This is a genomic window from Janthinobacterium sp. Bl 1 (genome assembly GCF_058215535.1).
The window spans coordinates 2,188,929-2,207,011 of the sequence record NZ_CM177086.1 but is presented as its reverse complement, the minus strand read 5'-3'; the positions used below and the strand labels follow the sequence as shown (position 1 = coordinate 2,207,011).

19 protein-coding genes are annotated in these 18,083 nt (G+C 63.9%); 13 read left to right on the top strand and 6 right to left on the bottom strand.

Annotated features, from left to right (window positions below; all coding sequences use genetic code 11):
• Positions 1-144: 144 nt before the first annotated feature.
• The 6 genes from AC4BCN_RS10020 to AC4BCN_RS09995 all read left to right on the top strand — a co-directional run bounded on the left by AC4BCN_RS10020 (position 145) and on the right by AC4BCN_RS09995 (position 4,789).
• Positions 145-1,515 (top strand): DEAD/DEAH box helicase, encoded by a 1,371-nt coding sequence (locus AC4BCN_RS10020; RefSeq protein ID WP_077401657.1) that lies wholly within the window; start codon positions 145-147, stop codon positions 1,513-1,515.
• A gap of 131 nt (positions 1,516-1,646) precedes the next feature.
• Entirely contained in the window at positions 1,647-2,429 is a 783-nt protein-coding gene (otnI, locus tag AC4BCN_RS10015) for a 2-oxo-tetronate isomerase (protein WP_490493186.1), read from the top strand.
• A 37-nt stretch (positions 2,430-2,466) separates the two neighbouring features.
• On the top strand, positions 2,467-3,336 hold the full coding sequence (locus AC4BCN_RS10010) for a hypothetical protein (RefSeq protein ID WP_490493185.1): 870 nt from the start codon (positions 2,467-2,469) through the stop codon (positions 3,334-3,336).
• Entirely contained in the window at positions 3,321-3,794 is a 474-nt protein-coding gene (locus tag AC4BCN_RS10005; protein ID WP_490493184.1) for a hypothetical protein, read from the top strand. The genes AC4BCN_RS10010 and AC4BCN_RS10005 overlap by 16 nt, the downstream gene beginning before the upstream one ends.
• Positions 3,795-3,878: 84 nt before the next feature.
• On the top strand, positions 3,879-4,298 hold the full coding sequence (locus tag AC4BCN_RS10000) for a VOC family protein (protein ID WP_034758858.1): 420 nt from the start codon (positions 3,879-3,881) through the stop codon (positions 4,296-4,298).
• A 110-nt stretch (positions 4,299-4,408) separates the two neighbouring features.
• Positions 4,409-4,789, top strand: a complete 381-nt coding sequence (locus tag AC4BCN_RS09995) for a TraR/DksA family transcriptional regulator (protein ID WP_456149055.1) — start codon at positions 4,409-4,411, stop codon at positions 4,787-4,789.
• A gap of 168 nt (positions 4,790-4,957) precedes the next feature.
• On the opposite strand, the gene phbB is transcribed toward AC4BCN_RS09995, so the two are convergent.
• Positions 4,958-5,704: an acetoacetyl-CoA reductase gene (phbB, locus tag AC4BCN_RS09990; RefSeq protein ID WP_490493183.1), complete on the bottom strand. Its 747-nt coding sequence runs from the start codon at positions 5,702-5,704 to the stop codon at positions 4,958-4,960.
• A gap of 168 nt (positions 5,705-5,872) precedes the next feature.
• Between phbB and AC4BCN_RS09985 the strand changes: the two genes are divergently transcribed.
• Positions 5,873-6,739, top strand: coding sequence for a universal stress protein (locus AC4BCN_RS09985; RefSeq protein ID WP_034758861.1), 867 nt, complete (start codon positions 5,873-5,875; stop codon positions 6,737-6,739).
• A gap of 20 nt (positions 6,740-6,759) precedes the next feature.
• Here the strand turns inward: AC4BCN_RS09985 and AC4BCN_RS09980 are convergent, their stop codons facing one another.
• The 3 genes from AC4BCN_RS09980 to AC4BCN_RS09970 all read right to left on the bottom strand — a co-directional run bounded on the left by AC4BCN_RS09980 (position 6,760) and on the right by AC4BCN_RS09970 (position 10,170).
• The gene (locus tag AC4BCN_RS09980; protein ID WP_034758862.1) at positions 6,760-7,119 is read right to left on the bottom strand and encodes a hypothetical protein; all 360 of its coding nucleotides are present in this window, start codon (positions 7,117-7,119) and stop codon (positions 6,760-6,762) included.
• Between the two features lie 196 nt (positions 7,120-7,315).
• Positions 7,316-7,882 (bottom strand): glycine zipper domain-containing protein, encoded by a 567-nt coding sequence (locus AC4BCN_RS09975; RefSeq protein ID WP_456149053.1) that lies wholly within the window; start codon positions 7,880-7,882, stop codon positions 7,316-7,318.
• A 173-nt stretch (positions 7,883-8,055) separates the two neighbouring features.
• Positions 8,056-10,170, bottom strand: coding sequence for a serine hydrolase domain-containing protein (locus tag AC4BCN_RS09970; RefSeq protein ID WP_490493182.1), 2,115 nt, complete (start codon positions 10,168-10,170; stop codon positions 8,056-8,058).
• Between the two features lie 164 nt (positions 10,171-10,334).
• On the opposite strand from AC4BCN_RS09970, the gene AC4BCN_RS09965 reads away from it, so the two are divergent.
• Together AC4BCN_RS09965 and AC4BCN_RS09960 are read left to right on the top strand one after the other, a co-directional pair.
• Entirely contained in the window at positions 10,335-11,996 is a 1,662-nt protein-coding gene (locus AC4BCN_RS09965) for a histidine kinase (protein ID WP_490493181.1), read from the top strand.
• Positions 11,993-12,682 carry a LytR/AlgR family response regulator transcription factor gene (locus AC4BCN_RS09960; protein WP_490493180.1) on the top strand — a complete coding sequence of 230 codons (690 nt, stop codon included), beginning with the start codon at positions 11,993-11,995 and terminating at the stop codon, positions 12,680-12,682. The genes AC4BCN_RS09965 and AC4BCN_RS09960 overlap by 4 nt, the downstream gene beginning before the upstream one ends.
• A gap of 4 nt (positions 12,683-12,686) precedes the next feature.
• On the opposite strand, the gene AC4BCN_RS09955 is transcribed toward AC4BCN_RS09960, so the two are convergent.
• Complete coding sequence (locus tag AC4BCN_RS09955) at positions 12,687-13,559, bottom strand: M90 family metallopeptidase (protein ID WP_490493179.1); 873 nt, start codon at positions 13,557-13,559, stop codon at positions 12,687-12,689.
• 268 nt (positions 13,560-13,827) lie between these two features.
• Entirely contained in the window at positions 13,828-14,328 is a 501-nt protein-coding gene (locus AC4BCN_RS09950; RefSeq protein ID WP_223278908.1) for a winged helix-turn-helix domain-containing protein, read from the bottom strand.
• A 467-nt stretch (positions 14,329-14,795) separates the two neighbouring features.
• On the opposite strand from AC4BCN_RS09950, the gene AC4BCN_RS09945 reads away from it, so the two are divergent.
• The 4 genes from AC4BCN_RS09945 (at position 14,796) to AC4BCN_RS09930 (ending at position 18,071) form a co-directional block, all read left to right on the top strand.
• Positions 14,796-15,032, top strand: a complete 237-nt coding sequence (locus tag AC4BCN_RS09945; RefSeq protein ID WP_070304091.1) for a hypothetical protein — start codon at positions 14,796-14,798, stop codon at positions 15,030-15,032.
• Positions 15,033-15,429: 397 nt separating this feature from the next.
• Entirely contained in the window at positions 15,430-16,431 is a 1,002-nt protein-coding gene (locus AC4BCN_RS09940; RefSeq protein ID WP_436484003.1) for an ABC transporter substrate-binding protein, read from the top strand.
• A gap of 27 nt (positions 16,432-16,458) precedes the next feature.
• Complete coding sequence (locus tag AC4BCN_RS09935) at positions 16,459-17,268, top strand: ABC transporter permease (protein WP_370385376.1); 810 nt, start codon at positions 16,459-16,461, stop codon at positions 17,266-17,268.
• A gap of 11 nt (positions 17,269-17,279) precedes the next feature.
• Complete coding sequence (locus AC4BCN_RS09930; RefSeq protein ID WP_034786306.1) at positions 17,280-18,071, top strand: ABC transporter ATP-binding protein; 792 nt, start codon at positions 17,280-17,282, stop codon at positions 18,069-18,071.
• The last annotated feature ends 12 nt before the right edge of the window (positions 18,072-18,083 follow it).

The window sequence follows — 18,083 nt, the reverse complement described above, 5'->3', positions numbered from 1 at the left end:
CAGGCGCGTTTTTGCCAGGCTGTTATACTTCGCGTGTGCGGCACATATGACCAGTCCCCTTGCCGCTGTCTTTCGACCCCTAATCTGATTGCCTGCGACTGGCGCCTCACGATGGCGACAGGCCGATCTCACAATAAAGTTACCATGTCCTTTTCCTCCCTCGGATTGTCCGACGCTATCGTACGTGCTGTTACCGAACACGGCTACACCGTGCCGACCCCGATCCAGTCGCAGGCGATTCCCGCCGTGCTGGCTGGCGGCGACTTGCTGGCCGGCGCACAAACCGGTACCGGCAAGACGGCCGGCTTCACCCTGCCCGTGCTGCACCGCCTGTCGACCGACGCCAATGGCGCGGCCATCACCAGCAACACCTCGACGCGCCCTATCCGCGCCCTGATCCTGGCCCCGACGCGCGAACTCGCCGCGCAGGTCGAGGAAAGCGTGCGCGCCTACAGCAAGTACACCAAATTGAACTCGGCCGTGATCTTCGGCGGCGTCGGCATCAACCCGCAAATCAAGCAGCTCAAGCATGGTGTCGACATCCTCGTCGCCACGCCGGGCCGTTTGCTGGACCACATGGGCCAGGGCACGGTTGACCTGTCGAAAGTGGAAATCCTGATCCTCGACGAAGCCGACCGCATGCTGGACATGGGTTTCATCCGCGACATCAAGAAAGTGCTGGCCGTACTGCCGCCAAAACGCCAGAACCTGCTGTTCTCGGCCACGTTCTCGGAAGAGATCAAGGCCCTGGCCGATGGCTTGCTGAACAAGCCAGCCATGATCGAAGTGGCGCGCCGCAATTCGACCGTGGAAGTGATCAAGCAAAAGATCCATCCAGTCGACCGCGACAAGAAGCACCCGATGCTGTCCTACCTGATCAAGTCGAACAACTGGACGCAAGTGCTGGTCTTTACGCGCACCAAGCATGGCGCGAATAAACTGGTCGAACAGCTGGGCGCGGACGGCATCGGCGCCCTGGCCATCCACGGCAACAAGAGCCAGTCGGCGCGCACGCGCGCGCTGTCCGAGTTCAAGGATGGCACCTTGCAAGTGCTGGTCGCCACCGACATCGCCGCGCGCGGTATCGACATCGACCAGTTGCCGCACGTCGTCAACTACGACTTGCCGAACATTCCGGAAGACTATGTGCACCGTATCGGCCGCACGGGCCGTGCCGGCGCCAAGGGCGAAGCCGTGTCGCTGGTCTGCGTGGATGAGCACGAAATGTTGAAAGACATCGAAAAGCTGATCAAGCAAACCCTGCCGCGCGAAGTCATCCCGGGCTTCGAGCCCGACCTGAACGCCCGCGCCCAGCCTGTGCAATTGCGCAGCGGCACCGGTGGCCACCGCAACAACAGCCGCGCGCCAGCGGGCGCCGTCGTGCGCGTGAAAACCGGCGGCAGCGGCGCCAAGCCACGCAGCGCCGGCCCATCGGGCGGCGGTGGCGGCGGCAACCGCAGCGGCAATGCGCCGCGTTCGGCAGCTTCGCATCGCTCCGGCGGCCGCGGCCGTTAATACCCGCGGGTAAGCGTATCGCAGCAATCAAAACCGTTCCAGAACTTGTTTCTGGAACGGTTTTTTCATGCCCGCCACCAATTGCCGATTTGGGCTAGGATAGTGTCCATTGCCCTCACCTGCGTGCCGCCATGCCGAACTTCGCTGCCAACCTCAGCATGATGTTTACCGAACTGCCCTTCCTCGACCGCTTTGCCGCCGCCAGGGATGCGGGCTTCGATGCCGTCGAATTCCTGTTTCCCTATGCCGTCGAGGCGCGGCAGATTGCCATGCTGCTGGAGCGCCACCATCTGCAGCTGGCCCTCTTCAACTTCCCGCCCGGCGACTGGGAGCGCGGCGAGCGGGGCATTGCCTGCGACCCGCGCCGGGGCGAGGAATTCCGCATCAACGTGCAGCTGGCGCTCAACTATGCGCTGGAACTCGGGGCGAAGCAGCTGCACTGCATGTCCGGCATCGTGCCGCCCGGCATGAGCCTGGAGCGGGCGCGGCAAAGCCTGATCGGCAACCTGCAATTTGCCGCCGACGCCTGCCGTCCGCATGGCATCAACGTGCTGATCGAGCCGATCAACCACCACGACATGCCCGGTTACTTTCTGAACCATAGCCAGCAGGCGGCCGACATCATCGCCGACTGCCAGCGCAGCAATATCTTCCTGCAATACGACATTTATCACATGCAGCGCATGGAGGGTGAGCTGAGCAACACCATCCGCGCCATGCTGCCCCTGATCCGCCACATCCAGATCGCCGACACGCCGGGCCGCCACGAACCGGGTACAGGCGAAATCAATTACCGCCACCTGTTCAAGCTGCTGGACCAGATCGGCTACGCAGGCTGGGTCGGCTGCGAATACCGTCCCGCCAGCGACACCGTTGCCGGACTGGGCTGGCGCGAGCAATTGACGAGCGCCTGATCGCAGCCTGCTTGCGCCCGCACAAGGCGGGTAGCGCATGCCGGCACGACAATACCTTTCCATACAGTATTTCCTGTCGAGAGGTGACGTGTTTGCCCTGCCCGCCCGCCATCGCCGCGCCCTTTACTTGCACCTGTACCTGAGCCTCTGCCTGGCTGCCGTGCTGTGCGGCTGCGCCGCCGCGCGCCCCGAGCTGGCGCAAGTGCGCGCCCTGGCGGCCGGCACCGATGCCTTGACCGCTTTCAGCGAACTGTCGCAGCGCCACGTCGACAGCTACCAGCGCGCCCGCCCCTATCTGTCGCCGGCCGAAGACGCGCGCGAACGCCTGCTCGATGCGCAGCGCCGCGCCGCGCAGGCGGACGCCGCACGCCTGGCGCAAGCCGTGCGCCTGTACCTGCAGGCGCTGGGCCGGCTGGCCGATGCCGACGCGTATGACGTGCGGCCGGAACTGGCCGGCGCCGGCGCCGCCATCCGCGCCTGGCCGGGCAGCGGCATCGATGACCGCCATGTCAGCGCCTATACCGAGTTGCTGCAGCAACTGTCGCGCCTGAGCAGCGCGGCCAGCCAGCAGGCGCACCTGGCGCAAGTGCTGCACGATGGCGACGCGCCGCTGCAGGCCTTGCTGGCTGCGCTCGACAGCTTGCTGGCGCTGTACGATAAAAGCGGCGACAACGAGCGCGACATGGTGCTCGGCCTGCTCGACGTGGAAATCGCGTATGCGGACACGCCGCAGCAGCGCCTGCTGGCCGTGCTGGCGAAAAACATGCAGCAAAACAAAACCGAGGAATACCGCCTGGCTGGCTTGCGCCATACCCTGGCGCGCCGGCAACTGGCGGCACTGGGGCGCGAACACGCCCAGCTCGCCGCCGCCCTCACCACCACGGAGGCACAATGGACGGATCGGTAGGCAGGAGCAGCAACAGCGAACGCCGCGAAGCGGCTCTCAGCAGCGCCATGCGCGTCGAGCAATTGGCCGACAGTCTGTCGCAGGCGGCCGTCACCTTGCACGGCGCCGTCATGCGCGCCATCCGCAAGCGCGCCAGCCAGGGCGCCGACGGCATCAGCCATAGCCAGGCGCAAGCCGTCTTCGCCCTGGAAGTGGCCTTGCGCCAGCAAGCCAACCAGCTGTATGCCGATGCGGCAGGGCACACGGTGGCAGGACTGGAGACAGCACAGCGCCAGCTCAGCGGCTTGCTCGACGCGGTGCGCCTGCGCATCGCCCGCAACGACGACGTGCGGCACTGGATCAGTTTGGCGACGAGCTTGTTGCACCTGGGCAGCGCCGTGCTCGCCGGCAATCCGGAGCGCATCCTCAGCACACTGGGCAAGGTGCGTGAGCGCCTGCAAGAGATGGCCCCGGAGTGATTGAAATCGGCCAGTGAGCGCCTATACTGGGACCTCCCCCGCGTGGCAATCGTGCTTGCGGGACGATGACCAGAGGAGACCAAGATGCGTATCGAACCGTATTTGCAATTCAATGGAAACTGCGCGCAAGCGCTCGAATACTACCGCCAGCACCTGCATGGCACCGACCTGTGCCTGATGCCATTCCGGGGCACCCCGGGCCAGGAGCAAGTCAAGGAAGACTGGTATGACAAGATCATGCACGGCTCCGTGCAGCTGGGCCCCACCATGCTGATGGGCTCGGATGGCGGCTGCACCGAGGATGGCGCCAAGGGCATGCACGGCAGCTCGATCTGCCTGACCGTCGATACGCCGGAAGAGGCGGAACGGGCCTTCGACGCGCTGGCGCGTGACGGCACCATACAGATGCCCATGGAAGAAACGTTCTGGGCCAAGCGCTTCGGCATGCTGAAAGACCAGTTCGGCGTCGCCTGGATGGTCAACTGCCTGAAAGAGCCAGCATAGAACGGCCGCTGCCAGCCTGCGCCGCGTCAAACGCGGCGCGGGTGGTAGCGCAAGCAGAGCCGCCAATCTTGGACTACCATGATGGAAGTAACCTCTACCGGGTGATGGCCATGAATGGATTGCCGCAAGACCAGTTGCAGCGCCTGCAGGGCGTGCTGGAGCAACGCAAGCTGGCGTTGCTGGAACAGATCGAGAACGAAGCGGCCGAAGCGGACGCGCGCGCCTCCTTGCTCAATGAAATCGAAGCCTCGCCGGCCGACAACGCCAGCGTGCGCACCTTGAACGCCCTCGTCAGCGAAGCGGCCGAGCACAATCAGGCGCAGCTGGCCATCATCAAGCACGCGCTGGCCAAGTTTGCCGATGGCAGCTACGGCCTGTGCGACAACTGCGGCGAAGCCATCGGCCTGTCGCGCCTGAACGCCCGCCCGGAAGCACGGCTGTGCATCGATTGCCAGACGCGGCTGGAAAAAGCCCAGCGCCCAATACCATGACGGCAGCATGACTGCGGCACCACAACAAAGGGCAAGGCATCGCTGCCCTGCCCCTTGTTTTCCAGCGTGACTGCCATACTGCCTGACGTCCTCCGCCAGCGTCTGTGCGCCGGCTGGGTGGACGGGTCTCCTCTACTGCCATTGCCTCTTTGCAAGCTGTACGCTTGCTTAACTCATGTGCTGTCCGCCATTGATGGCGATGTTCGCGCCCGTCACAAACGCGGCCTCGTCCGACGCCAGGTAAGCGACCAGGGCCGCCACTTCGTCCGGCTCGCCCAGGCGGCCCAGGGGAATTTGCGGCAGGATCTTCGTTTCCATGATATCGGCGGGCACGGCCGTCACCATCTGCGTGCGCAGGTAGCCGGGCGAGACCGTGTTGACGGTGATGCCGTGGCGCGCCACTTCCAGCGCCAGCGCCTTGCTGAAACCGTGCACGCCCGCCTTGGCGGCCGCATAGTTGCACTGGCCAAACGCGCCCTTCTGGCCATTGACGGACGAGATATTGATGATGCGGCCCCACGGTTGTGCCAGCATCGGTTCGAGCACCTGCTTGCTCATGTTGAACAGGCTGTCGAGATTGGTGCGCATGACTTCGGACCAGTGCGGCAACTCCATCTTGCGCATGCTCTGGTCGCGCGTGATACCAGCGTTGTTGACCAGCACGTCGATGCGGCCGAACTGCGCCAGCACGCTGGCCACGGCCTCGCTGCAGGCATCGAAATCCGTCACGTCGATGGCCAGCGGATGAAAGTAATACTGCTGCGCCTGCTGCTCGTCGAGCCAGCTTGCCACCCTCGCATTGCCCGGCGTATGCGCGGCCACAACGGCAAAGCCCGCCGCATGCAGGCGGCGGCACAAGGCCGTACCCAGGCCGCCCATGCCGCCCGTGACCAGCGCTACCTTTTGTTCCTTCATGACTGTCTCTCCCCGCTTGTTATGGTTGTTCTGCGTGGCATCAAGTGTAGGAGCAGTTTTTGTTGCCAGCCTTGCGCCAGATCAACTGCTCAGCCTGGTGCAGTCGTGCGCGGCCGGCACCCCGGACTGTGCCAGAATGGCCGCTACTGCACAGCGAGAGGACAGGCCATGACGTACAAGACCGTATTGCTCCACATTGACGACAGCGCCGGGCGCGCCGCCCGCATCGAAGCGGCGGCCAGCATCGCCCAGGCTTGCGGCGGCCACCTGACGGGTGTGGCGCTGACGGGCGTGTCGCGCCTGCTGTACCAGAACCAGCCCGACCTCGATGCCGACCCGAACCTGAGCTTGCACCTGAACTTCCTGCGCGACCGGGCCACGCGCGCCCTCGACGGTTTTGAAGCGCAAGTGCGCGCGGCCGGCGTCGCTTCGTTCGAACAGCGCGTGCTCGACGACGAGGCGGCGGGCGGCATCAGCCTGCTGGCCCGCTATGCGGACCTGGTCGTCATCAGCCAATACAATGCCAAGGATAAATCGCCGTCCGTGATGCGCGACTTTCCCGCCTATGTGTTGCTGCATTCGGGCCGTCCCGTGCTGATCGTGCCGTATGCGCCACCGCTGCCCCTACTGGCGCCGCCTGCGGCCGCGCGCAATGTACTCATTTCCTGGAACGCCAGCAAGGAAGCGAGCCGCGCCGTGAGCGCCGCCCTGCCCCTGCTGCAGCGCGCCGGCCAAGTCCACGTGGCCATCTTCGACGCCCAGGTGCATGCCGCCGAGCACGGCGAACAGCCGGGCGCGGAACTGACGCAATACCTGGCGCGCCACGGCGTGGAAGCGCGGCTGCATTTGCTCGATGGCGGTGGCGTGCGGCGCGGCGATATCGGCGAAGCGCTGCTGTCGCAGGCGGCCGACCTGTCGGCCGACTTGCTGGTGATGGGAGCGTATGGCCATTCGCGCCTGCGCGAAACCATCCTCGGTGGCGTCACGCGCACGATTCTGCAAAGCATGACGATCCCCGTGCTGATGGCGCACTAGGGCGTATTGAAAGCGGCGGGCTAGCCGCCCTGCCAGGGCTGGCTGCGGATCTTCGCCACCTGGCGCTGCGCCAGCCACTGCCACAGCTGCAGCGCGTCGTCCTGCGGCAGGGCCGACATGTGGCGCGGACTGGCCAGGGCGATTTCGCAATCGCGGTCCGACCATTCCTCGAAAGTGACTTCGCCTCCGCTAGCGACCTCGACCTGATACATCAAGCCATCGTCGTAACCAAAACGCAACAGGACGGCAGCCGGGCTGCCATCCTGCGCCACGGCGCCGCCGCGGTAAACCTCGGCCAGCGCATCGGCCAGCTGTGCCGGCGAGGGCGCGCAGATGTCGCGCCCATCGGCCCGTGTCAGAATGAACCATGCCTGTGTCATGACGCGACCTCCTATTCATACCCGTTAGCATGCGAGGCAAGTACTACAGGCAGTCACCTTGGTCCAGTGTCACTTCGGGCGCGCGGAAACTATCCCTGTCGGCATTGTTTACCAATAATTACGAATACTAACAAGGATCATACCTAAATTTCATGCAGCGCGGAATTTATGCATATTCTGCGGCTGGCGCGCCGATTCATGCCACCAGTACGGGTATGCTGAGCGGATCGAAATCCAGCCAGTCGCCATTGGCGATCGTGCCTTCCGCTTCCTCGATGTGCTCGGCGCCGAGACGGTGCAAGGTCTCGAGCGCCCGTTCGCGCTCGTCGGGGCCACCGAGCGCGACGGCGATCAGCATGCCCGGATGGCGGGGCTGGCGGCGGTTTTCGCCATTGCCCTCGCCATTTGCTTCGGGTTCGCCCGCGTCTTTCATTTTATTGAAACTGTAGAGCGAGCCCACGTGGGCGCCCACGAGCGCTCCCACCACCGGGCCCAGCGGCCCCGTCGCCAGCGTGGTGGCCGCGCCGATGCCCGCGCCGACGGCGGCCCCGACGGCCACGCCTTCCACCACGCCTTCGGGCGTCTCCTTCGCGCCCGGCGACATGTCGCGGTCGCCGCCAAGCGCGTGCAGATCATGCTGGCCCGGCTGGTTGACAAAAAAGGCGCTGATGCGGCTGTCGGGAAAGCCCGCCTGGTTCAGGGCCGCGCGCGCGGCGTCGATCTGTTCCTGCAACTGAAAATGACCTGCGATGATGCGTGACATGATACGGCCCTCCTGGTCGGCTGCTGGCGCACCGTGCGCCGCTACGATAGGGTGCGCCGGACGGCGCCAGGATACCGTTCGCTTGCGCACACAGCCGCCAATCATGCGGCTGCGCCGAACGGGCTGCGGATATCGGACAGGAATTGTTGTGCGCGCAAAGCCCATTAGGTGTTCTAAGGCGCCAGCGCCTTCGTCTCGCCACCGAGGCGGATGATCGCCGCTTTTGCGCCCACGGCGCCCGGATAGCGGGGGTCGAGCCGCAGCGCTTGCCGGTAGGCCTCGACAGCCTGCGGGCGCAAGCCTTGCTCGACATAAAACTCGGCCAGGCTGTCCTGCAGATTCGCGTCGCGCGGATGCAGGCTGACGGCCGCCTGCAGCACGGCCATGCCTTGCGCCACGGCGCCGCTGCCTTTCAAACGGTAGGCTTCCAGGTTCAGCGCCGCCGGGCTGGCCGCACCGAGCGGATCGCGCTCCAGCGCCAGGCGCAGGGCGGCGAGGGCCGCTTCCGTCTTGCCGGCGGTCAGCAGGGTCAAGCCTTGCAGCGCATGCGCGCGGTCGCTGAGCGGATACAGTTCCACGGCCAGGCGGCTGGCCGCCAGCGCCGCCTCCACCTCGCCACGCGCGGCCGACGCTTGCGCCAGTTCCTGCAGTTCGGGCACGAAATCGGGATAGGCGCGCTGGCCGCGGAAGGCCGTGCGCAACTGGCTATCGAGTGCGGCGATGGATGCGGGTTCGGCTGGCCAGGCGATGGCGGCCGTGCGGTCCCAGCTGCCGGCCAGGGCCACGATGGCTTGTTCGAAAGCGGGATCGAAGCGGGGCAAGGCGCCTGCCTTTGTTCCTTGCGACAACAGGACATAGTCGCGTGCAAACGCCAACGCGCCGCCGCGCGCGTATTGATTCAGGTCGACACCGGCCTCGCGCAATTGCCTGGCCATGCTGGCGCCGACCGTGAGAAACACGCGGCCACCTGCGGGATGGCGGGCCGTGTCGATGAAGGCGCGTGCCGCCCTGGCATCGGGCGCCAGCGCTTGCCGGTTAATTTGCGAAAATGCCTCGCGCGTGGCGGCCGCATCGGCATACGGTTGATCCGTGCGCTCGGCATATGCCCTGCCCTCCTCGAACATGCCTTGCGCCACCTGATACGCGCGCTGCGCGCCCGCATCGGCGATATACGTGTTCAGCTGCCACGGTTCACCCGTGACGACTTCGAACAGGCGCTGCACGAACGCCTCGGGATTGACGCGCTCGAGATTGGCGGCGACGGCAAGGGTGAGCTTGCGCGAGGGGAAGCTGTACAGATAGGTGACGGTTTCCGGCTGCTGGCCGCTATGGGCAATCGCATAGCGCCCGCCCGTCGGGACGACTTCCCAGCCCATGCCATAGTCCGTCAAGCGGCCGGCGCGCGTGGCCATCGGCTGCACCATGGCGGCCACGCTGACCGCCGACAGGATTTTGCCTTCATGCACGCCCCTGCCGAACGCCAGCATGTCGGGCACGCTGGCGCGCGTGCCGCCGGCGGAAAAGCGGCTGCTGATGTCGACGAATTCCGCATTTTTCCACTCCTTGCCGGCCAGCCGGTAGCCGCGCACGCGATGGGCAATCACGGTGTCCGGGTCATCCATCACGATGGTGTCCATGCCCAGCGGCTCCCACACGTGGCGACGCATGTAGCCGCCATAGCTTTCGCCCGAGGCACCCTCGATGACGGCGCCCAGCAAATTGTAGCCATAGCTGGTGTAGCGGAAGCGCGTGCCCGGTTCGGCGATCAGGTCGAACCGCTCGAAGACGGCGATGGACTGGCGCGTATCCTTGTGCTCCTTGAAGTGCTTTTCCGCCTTGCTGTTACGGTAGGCGTCGATGCCGCCCAGGTGGCCCAGCAACTGGCGCACCGTCACGGGAAACGGTTTGACGGGGAAATACGGCACATACGTTTGCACGGGCGCATCCAGGTTGATCTTGCCCTGCTCCACCAGTTGCAGGATGGCCACCGCCGTCATGGGCTTGGTGACGGACGCGAGCCGGTAGCTGGACCGGGCCGTGGCCGGCACGCGGTTTTCCAGGTCCGCATAGCCATAGCCTTTGACCCATTCCACGTCGCCCTGGCTGAAACCGACGGTCACGCCCGGGATGCGGGCCTTGTCCATGCGCTGGGCCACCCAGCCGTCGAAGTCGGCCAGGCGCGTGGCCAGCGCAGCGGAAGGTGCGGAACAGGTAGCGGGAGCGCCCTGCGCCACGCCGCAGAACAGCGCCAGCGCGCCGGCGAAACCGTAGTATTTGCTGCTTTGCATAATTAATATTCCATGGTGAGGGCCGTGTCCACAGCACGGCGCTGATGCATGGTAAGTGTCTTTTACACACCGCTAGCAGGCCGTGCACGAAATGCACGTGGACCGCATGAACGGCACCGAAGTGGATGAAAATGTTGCAAAGGGTTGGCAAATGAGCAGCTACAATGCCCGTCATGCCCTCCGTCTTCCGCTACCTGCTGCTGTGCTGCCTGGCCTTGCCCTCGTTCGCCATGGGCATGGACAGGCTATCGCTGGCCGAAGGCTGGCGCGCCTGCGGCACAACGCGCGCCACGCCCGCCGCATCGCTGTACCAGCTGCTCAAGCCGGGCCAGCTGCTGTGCGTCGAGCGCGATGTCACCGTGGCCGCCACGCCCTCGTCGACGCAGCTGCTGGTGCTGTCGGCGCTGGCTTCCAGCGAAGTCTGGCTCGATGGCATATTGATCGGCAGCAATGGCCAACCGGCCCGCCAGGCCAGCGGGGAACGCGCGGGCGACATCGATTTCGCCATCCACCTGACGCCACGGCAGTTGTCCGTGGGCAAGCACCACCTGCGCCTGCTGCTGTCGACGCAGCAGGCGCCTGAACGCCTGGCGTCGCCACTGTATGCGCTGTACCTGGTCGACCGGCAAGACTACCGCGCGGCGCTGGCCTGGTACCGGCTGCCGCCACTGCTGCTGGCCGGGGCGCTGGGTGCCGTCGCCCTGCTGTTTCTCGCCTTGACGGCGCTGTACCAGCGGCAGCGGCACTGGGCCATGTTTGCCGCACTGTGCCTGGTGGCGGCGCTGCTGCTGGTGGTGGAACTCTGGCGCAGCGTTACCGGCTATGCCTATCCCATGCATTTGCCGCGCCTGTACGCCGTCAGTGCGCTGACCTGGCTGTTTTCCGCCTTGCTGCCCCTGTATTTTTATACGGCATACCGGCTGCCACGCTGGCCGCTGGCGGCGGCGGTACTGCTGGCGGGCATTGCGCTGGCCGGCGCGCTGCCCGCACATTTCGACTCGCGCTGCTGGTCGATGTTCTTGACGGGCCTGGCAGCAAGCCTGGCGCTCAACCTGGGCGCCCTGTGGCGCCGCCTGCCGGGCAGCCGCGGCGGCACCTTGATCGCGCTGGCCTCGTGCGCCCTGTTCCTGCTGACGGGCAGCCAGTTTGCCGAAGGCGGTTTCGCCCTCGTCGTGTGCTTCTTGCTGCTGCCCCTGTGTGCGCAATTGCTGGCGCAGCTGCTGCGCGAACGCAGCAAGGCGGCACGCGCCCAGCAGCTGGAAAACCAGCTCTTGCGCAAAAGCATGCAACCGCATTTCCTGATGAATTCCCTGAGCCTGATCAGCGAACTCAACGCGCAATCGCCGCAGGCGGCCGAAACCTTCATCGAGGCACTGGGCGCCGAGTTGCGCATGCTCAACGAGTTCGCGCAGCAGCCCAGCATCGCCCTGACGCAGGAACTGGCCCTGTGCGAGAATTACCTGAGCATCATGGGCACGCGGCTGCAGCAGCCGTGCAGCCTGCAGCTCGATGGCGAGGCGGCGGGCATCACCGTGCCGCCCGCCACCTTGCTGACGGCGCTGGAAAATGCGTTCAGCCACAACCGCTACCGCCACGGCGCGGCCTTTATCCTGCGCATCGCACAACATGCGCAAACGCAGGTGCTGACCCTGATCCTGCCCGAAGGCGAGACACGCCAGCATGCGGGCGGCGGCGTGGGCGAACAGTACATCCGCGCCAGCCTGCACGCCGTGTTTGGCGATGCGGCCCGCTATGACCGTGAATATGCCAGCGAACAGCAACAGGCGAGCTGGCGCCTCACCTTTACCTTGCCGGCGGCGCCATGAATGTGTTGATACTGGAAGATGAACCGCTGATCGCGCAAGGCCTCGCACGCGAGGTGCGCGCGCATTTCGGTGCGCGCCTCACGCAACTCGTGCTGCATGACAATGTCCCGCAAGCGCTGGCCGCGCTGGCCCAGGAACAGGTCGACTTGCTGCTGCTCGATCTGAACCTGCATGGCGCGGACGGCTATGACTTGCTGCGCCTGGCCCAGACAGCCCCGTTCCAGACCATCATCGTCTCGGCCCATGCGGAACGCTCGATCACGGCCTTCGAGTTCGGCGTGCTCGACTTCGTTGCCAAGCCTTTCAGCCGCGAACGCCTGCACAAGGCGCTGCAACGCTATACGGGGCTGCATACGGAAGCGGCCTCGCTGGCCGTCAAGAAACGCGGAGCGCTGGAATGGATCGCCATGGCCGACATCGACCATGTGCAAGCCGATGGCCACTACAGCAATATCGTGCTGCGCAGCGGCGAACAGTGTTTTCATGACCTGGCCATCGACAAGCTCATGGCCCTGCTGCCGCCCCACTTCCTGCGCGTGCACCGCTCCTACATCGTCAACAGCCTGGGCTTCAAAAGGCTGCAGATCGCGGCAGGCGGCAAATACGCGCTCGACACGCAAACGAGCACGGGCATACCCGTGTCGCGCAGCAGCTATCCCGCGCTGAAACAGCGGCTGCTGGGCTGAACGCTTACCAGTGTGCCGCGTAGTTGGGAAACGGCGAGGCCATGTGCTCGGGTTCCACGGGCGGCGCCATCCAGTCGCGCGGGTCGACCTTGTAGTACTGCAAGAATTGCGCGTACAGTTCTTCGTGGTGCTCGGCCATCTGGTACGGCTTTTCAAAGAAGGTTTCCGTGGCCACGGCAAAGAATTCGGCGGGATTCGTGGCGCCGTAATGGTCCATCACGCTGTGCTGCTGGTAGATGGCGTCGTGGCGCAGGTTGTCGAAGTCGCGCGACAGCACGGTGGCCCAGCTGCGGTAGCTCGACACGCTGGGCAAATACGGCGCGCCATTCGCGGCGCCCGATTCGCTGTCGAGCTGGTGGGCAAATTCATGCAGCACGACATTGTGCCCATCGGTCCAGTCGGCCGCGCCGCGCTGCACGTGATCCCAGGCCAGCACGACTCTGCCATCGCCCCAGGATTCGCCCAATAGCCCATTGGCCGATGGCGTGACCACGCCGCCCGGCCCCACTTCATCGCGCGTGACGATGAATTCCGTGGGGTACACGAGGATGGTGTCGAGTTCCGGATACACCTGCGTCTGGCGGTTCAGCAACAGCAGGCAAGCCTGGCCGGCGATGGTGTAGCGCATCTCGTCCGTGATCTCCAGGCCGCCGCAACCGACGAATTTCTTCTGATACAGGAATTGCACGACGAGACGGCGCAACTGCTCCTGCAGCGACGCCGGCATGCGCGGATACACGGGGATATTCTTTTCCAGCACGGCCAGGCCTTCCGGCGGCAAGGGCCTGGCCAGGGCCCGCTTCAAACGCCAGCGGGGAAACCACAGCGAAAAGACGATGGCAGCCGTGACGATGGCGATCCACAGCAGCGGATTCATGCAGCGACCCGCTTCAGGTAAGGCAATGGCAGACAGGAGAACTAGGTGGCGTAGGCAGACAAGGACAAGCTCCTTCAAGTGAACCCGCGCGTTGCGGGCAGCAGTCCAGCCCACATGGGGATGCTTGCAGTCTTTTCAATCAGGCGACATGAAACGGCCTGCCCCAACGCCAAAAGCCGGGTTGTGACCCGGCTTTCGACATGCATCTGAGAATCAAAACCACAAGCATTCCGCCCGCCGGCCGCCAGGCGGCCGCTCAGACGCGTTTTTACTCGGCCGACTTTTGCTGCGGCGCTCCGAACAAGGCTGCCACCAGCGGATCGCGCGTCACGGGACCGCGGTTGACGCGGATGGCGTAATGCGTGTCATCGGCCAGGATGTGGAAGTGACGGCCGCTGCCTGCCATGCTTTGCTCACGCAGGCCGGGACGGTCCTTGCGCGGTGGCGCGCCTTCGCGTTTTGGCTGGACGATGGCGGCCAGGAAGGCGCGCACGCGCTCAGGATCCGGCGTCAGCTGGTACACTGCCTTGCCAAGATAGGTGGCGGTGCCTTCGATGTAGCGGGCCAGTTCGATCACGCCCGCTTCGCGCAGGTCGCGGATGTATTTGCGGGCGCCCGATGGCGAAAACTTGAGGAACCAGGCGATTTCATCGGCCAGCATCTCGTGCAGCGACAATTCGCCGATCAGCTTTTGCATGTTTTCGATGCGGCGCAGGGTGGCCGACGTCGAACGCACGCGCTCGATCGGTGCCATGGAAATGGGATTCATGCGTTCCGGGGGGATGGGTGCTGCGCGTTCTACCATTTGCGAGCCTTTTTCGGGGCTACGAAGTTCCTGGTGCGCTGCCTTTAATTCGCTCTTCACGTGAGACTGAGTCATTGCATGCATTTGAATACTCCTTTTAAACGATTGCCGGTAGCCCGGATTGTTAAGTTCTTGGCAATTTTTATACCAGAACGCCACGAATCCTGAGCGTCTGGGCACAGAATGCCATCCTGATCCTCACTGGTCTGTGCGTTAACGAACATTAGAAGCAAGAAAGTGAAAAATATTGCCTTGTTGAATTATTTCTCTGAATGCATCTATAAAAGACATCTAAAAACGCTGCGCTTGCATACGCGCACAACGTGAAATAGCGAACAGAAGCGTCGGCATCCTTGTAATAAATTCAAGCTTCGCGCGCGGCACCCGCCGCCCGCATCGCGCCAATCTTGATACTTTGCAAAGGAACCATCATGAATATGCCCAGTCTGCTGGCCGCCGCCGCCCTGATCACCTTGTCCGCCTGCAAAAAACCGGCCGACGCGCCGCTGCCCGAAACGGCACCCAACCCCGCTTCCGCACCCCAAGTGATGCCGCCACCCGTCGCGCCAGCCACGCCGGAAGCGGGTCCTGGCAGCACGACGCCGCCTGCCCCGCTGACGGACCCGGCCACCGCGCCGGCCCTGCCGCCGGCCACGACGCCAAAGTAAGCCCGGCAGACAGAGCCTATCCATCAGGCGCCCGCGCGGCGCCGCCCCTACTCCACGGGGGAGTTACGCGTTGCCAGCCTATTTGCAACGCGTTTTTTTACGATTGGAGTCGGCCACGCCATGAAGGTTCACCTGCTGTGAGCCCGCAGCCGACATCGAACCCGCCCGTCAAAATGCGGCAATCCGCACAGTCTTTTCCCTCCCCGTGCGGAAAGGCGGAATCTCGCCATTTCCCAATTTCAATAGATTCAAATTAAACCTTTATAAACAATCACTTGCAATAAACGCCAAAATGCGCTCCACTGGCACGGAAGATGCTTTTATATTTTCATAGCCGCCATCAGAGCGGCGGCCTGACCCACTATATAAAAACCATCTACCTTTTGGAGACAACAGCATGGCAAGCACCTTCCGCATCTCGTCCTTCCTCAACACCAAGGCACTGGCCGTGGCCGTCGCTCTGGCCGCGCAATTCCCGCTGGCCGTCCACGCTGCCGATACCGTACGCCTGGGCAACCTGAAATTCGCCCATTACGGCGCCGTCGCCTACATGAAGGAAATCGCGCCGAAATACGACCTGAAGATCGAAGAGCGCATCTTCGCCAAGGGCCTCGACATCGTGCCGGCCATGATCGCTGGCGAAATCGACGTGTCCGCCAGCGCGCTGGAAGCGGCCATCACGGGCCGCGCCACCGGCTTGCCCGTGTACCTGGTGGGCGGCTTCGCCAAGGGCGGCGTGCAGATCGTCGGCCGTCCCGACCTGAACATCAAGGGCATTGCCGACCTGAAAGGCAAGAAAGTCGGCGTCACGCGCGGCGGCCCACAGGAAATCCTGCTGTTTGCCGAACTGACCAAGGCCAAGTTGACCTGGTCCGACAAGCCGGGCAAGGACGTGCAAATTCTGTACATGGGCTACCCGGACTTGAACCAGGCGCTGCTGACCAAGGATATCGACGTCATGAGCCAGTCCGAGCCGTACTCGACCCAGGCCATCCACAAGAAATACGGCGCAGCCATCCTCAAGCCCTACGACACGCCGCTGGGCGAGCCCGTGCGCGCGCTCGTGATGACGGAAAAAATGTACAAGGAAAAGCCGGCCGTGGCCCAGCGCTTCATGGATTGCTTCGTCGCCGCCACGCGCGCCTTCCTGGCCGACCCGAAACTGGCGGAAAAATACGTGCGCGAATCGATGTTCAAGAACCAGATCACCACCGACGATTACCGCGACGCCATCGACAACGCCATCTTCACGGAAGACATCACGCAAAGCCACGTGCAGCTGACCACCGACTACATGGTGAAATTCGGCGTGGGCCGCATGGCCAAAGCGCCTGCCGCCAAGGATTGGGTCAAGCTGGATCTGCTGGAAAAAGCCAAGAAGTCCTACGCACCACGCTAATCTGAAAGTGTCACGATGAATATTCAAATGATGAAACGCTTCGCGCACGGCGCCGCCGTGCCCGTCGCCGTGCTGCTGCTGTGGCAAGCCATGTCCACGTTCGGCTGGATCAACCCGCAAATCCTGCCCTCGCCCGTCGCCGTGGTCGTGAAATGGTATGAATACCTGATTCCCATGGAAGCGTACACGCCCGAAGCGGGCAATTACCTCGTGTGGATGTTCTCCGGCGAATTGCCGCACGACGCCTGGGCCAGCCTGTCGCGCGTGCTGGGCGGCTTTGCCATCGGTGCCGGCCTGGCCTTGCCGCTGGGCTTGCTGATGGGTACCAACAAGACCATCTATAAACTGTTCGATCCGCTGGTGCAGGTGCTGCGCCCGATTCCGCCGATCGCCTACATTCCGCTGGCGATCTTGTGGTTCGGCCTGGGCAACCCGCCCGCCTTCTTCCTGATCAGCATCGGTTCCTTCTTCCCCGTGCTGATGAATACCATCGCCGGCGTGCGCCAGGTCGACGGCATCTACATCCGCGCCGCACGCAATCTGGGTGCCAGCCAGATGACCATGTTCCGCCGCGTCATCCTGCCGGCCGCCACGCCGTACATCCTGGCCGGCGCGCGCATCGGCATGGGCACGGCCTTCATTGTCGTGATCGTGGCGGAAATGATCGCCGTCAACAGCGGCCTCGGTTTCCGCATTCTGGAAGCGCGCGAGTACTTCTGGTCCGACAAGATTATCGCCGGCATGTTTACCATCGGCCTGTTCGGCCTGGCCATCGATATCGCCATGAATGCCCTGAATAATCATTTGCTGCAGTGGCACCGCGGCCTGGAACACTAAGAGGAACGGCCATGACCACGATCAATATCAACGCAGTCAATAAAATCTTCACCACGGGCGGCGCGGACGTCATTGCCCTGAAGGACATCAACCTGGAAATCGCCAGCGGCGAGTTCATCTGCCTGCTGGGACCGTCCGGCTGCGGCAAGTCGACCCTGCTCAACGCCATCGCCGGCTTCTCGCAGCCGACGTCGGGCCAGATCCTGGCCGGCGGCAAGCTGATCACCGAGCCCGGCCCCGACCGCGGCATGGTGTTCCAGGAATACGCGCTGTTCCCCTGGATGACCATCGAGAGCAATATCGCTTTTGGCCTGGAAATCGCCGGCAAGACGCCAGCCGAGATCAAGGAACGGGTCGACATGCTGCTGAGCATGCTGGGCTTGACGGAATTCCGTGCCCGCTACCCGAAAGACTTGTCTGGCGGCATGCGCCAGCGCGTGGCCATCGCCCGCGTACTGGCCCTCGATTCGCCGATCATGCTGATGGATGAACCGTTTGGCGCGCTGGACGCCTTGACGCGGCGCAACCTGCAAGATGAATTGCTGAAAATCTGGAAAGTCTTCGGCACCACCATCGTGTTCGTCACGCACTCGATCGAGGAATCGATCTACCTGGCCGACCGCACCATCGTCATGACCTACCGTCCCGGCACCATCAAGCGCGACGTGGCCATCGACCTGCCCCGCCCGCGCGACCCGAGCGACCCCGAGTTCAACCGCCTCAAGCGCATGCTGGGCGAGATGGTGATGGAAGAGCAGCAGCGTCATCACAATGCCGAAACCATGGCCAGTACCGCCGATTGAGGGAGCTTGATT

Coding starts and splice junctions, on each gene's coding strand:
- AC4BCN_RS09945 (WP_070304091.1), top strand. CDS start 14,796: ATGAATATGCCCAGTCTGCTGGCCGCCGCCGCCCTGATCACCTTGTCC.
- AC4BCN_RS09995 (WP_456149055.1), top strand. CDS start 4,409: ATGAATGGATTGCCGCAAGACCAGTTGCAGCGCCTGCAGGGCGTGCTG.
- AC4BCN_RS10020 (WP_077401657.1), top strand. CDS start 145: ATGTCCTTTTCCTCCCTCGGATTGTCCGACGCTATCGTACGTGCTGTT.
- AC4BCN_RS09950 (WP_223278908.1), bottom strand. CDS start 14,328: ATGAATCCCATTTCCATGGCACCGATCGAGCGCGTGCGTTCGACGTCG.
- otnI (WP_490493186.1), top strand. CDS start 1,647: ATGCCGAACTTCGCTGCCAACCTCAGCATGATGTTTACCGAACTGCCC.
- AC4BCN_RS10010 (WP_490493185.1), top strand. CDS start 2,467: ATGCCGGCACGACAATACCTTTCCATACAGTATTTCCTGTCGAGAGGT.
- AC4BCN_RS09975 (WP_456149053.1), bottom strand. CDS start 7,882: ATGTCACGCATCATCGCAGGTCATTTTCAGTTGCAGGAACAGATCGAC.
- AC4BCN_RS10000 (WP_034758858.1), top strand. CDS start 3,879: ATGCGTATCGAACCGTATTTGCAATTCAATGGAAACTGCGCGCAAGCG.
- AC4BCN_RS09980 (WP_034758862.1), bottom strand. CDS start 7,119: ATGACACAGGCATGGTTCATTCTGACACGGGCCGATGGGCGCGACATC.
- AC4BCN_RS09955 (WP_490493179.1), bottom strand. CDS start 13,559: ATGAATCCGCTGCTGTGGATCGCCATCGTCACGGCTGCCATCGTCTTT.
- AC4BCN_RS09960 (WP_490493180.1), top strand. CDS start 11,993: ATGAATGTGTTGATACTGGAAGATGAACCGCTGATCGCGCAAGGCCTC.
- AC4BCN_RS09935 (WP_370385376.1), top strand. CDS start 16,459: ATGATGAAACGCTTCGCGCACGGCGCCGCCGTGCCCGTCGCCGTGCTG.
- AC4BCN_RS09940 (WP_436484003.1), top strand. CDS start 15,430: ATGGCAAGCACCTTCCGCATCTCGTCCTTCCTCAACACCAAGGCACTG.
- phbB (WP_490493183.1), bottom strand. CDS start 5,704: ATGAAGGAACAAAAGGTAGCGCTGGTCACGGGCGGCATGGGCGGCCTG.
- AC4BCN_RS09985 (WP_034758861.1), top strand. CDS start 5,873: ATGACGTACAAGACCGTATTGCTCCACATTGACGACAGCGCCGGGCGC.
- AC4BCN_RS09965 (WP_490493181.1), top strand. CDS start 10,335: ATGCCCGTCATGCCCTCCGTCTTCCGCTACCTGCTGCTGTGCTGCCTG.
- AC4BCN_RS09970 (WP_490493182.1), bottom strand. CDS start 10,170: ATGCAAAGCAGCAAATACTACGGTTTCGCCGGCGCGCTGGCGCTGTTC.
- AC4BCN_RS10005 (WP_490493184.1), top strand. CDS start 3,321: ATGGACGGATCGGTAGGCAGGAGCAGCAACAGCGAACGCCGCGAAGCG.
- AC4BCN_RS09930 (WP_034786306.1), top strand. CDS start 17,280: ATGACCACGATCAATATCAACGCAGTCAATAAAATCTTCACCACGGGC.